This is a genomic window from Ensifer sp. ENS07 (assembly GCF_014852185.1).
GTDB classification, from domain to species: Bacteria; Pseudomonadota; Alphaproteobacteria; order Rhizobiales; family Rhizobiaceae; genus Ensifer; species Ensifer adhaerens.
Genome location: NZ_JACVBE010000074.1, coordinates 1 through 352 on the forward strand (window position 1 = coordinate 1; position 352 = coordinate 352).

The following is a 352-nucleotide window of genomic DNA, read 5'->3' on the forward strand; positions in this document are numbered from 1 at the left end:
CGCCCTTGCCGTCGTCGACGGTGACGTCATAGGTCTGCGTCAGCTTTTGGCCAGCCTGCAGCGAGTCGAGCACGCTGTCGGCAACCTTGAAGCTCCAGCCGACCTGATCGGTTGCCTGGTTCAGCGGATCGAGCGCGAAGGTGCCGAGATAGCCGTTGCCGTTCGCCTTGAAGCTGGCGCTGTGGGTGTCCAGCGTGTCGACATCGGCAAAAGCCACCTTGCCGACGTTGACGTGCACCACTGAGTTCTCGCCGGCCGCACCGTCGCCGCGCTCTGTCACCACGGCGCTCTGCGTGCCGGAGGTGATGACCGGTGCATCGTTCGTCCCGGTGATCGCGATCGTAACGGTCTG

Annotated in this window: 1 protein-coding gene; it reads right to left on the bottom strand. The window is 64.5% G+C overall.

What is annotated here, in order from left to right:
* Nucleotides 1-352, bottom strand: a 352-nt coding sequence (locus IB277_RS37700) for a VCBS domain-containing protein (protein WP_210339743.1), incomplete at both ends; no start/stop codon positions are given.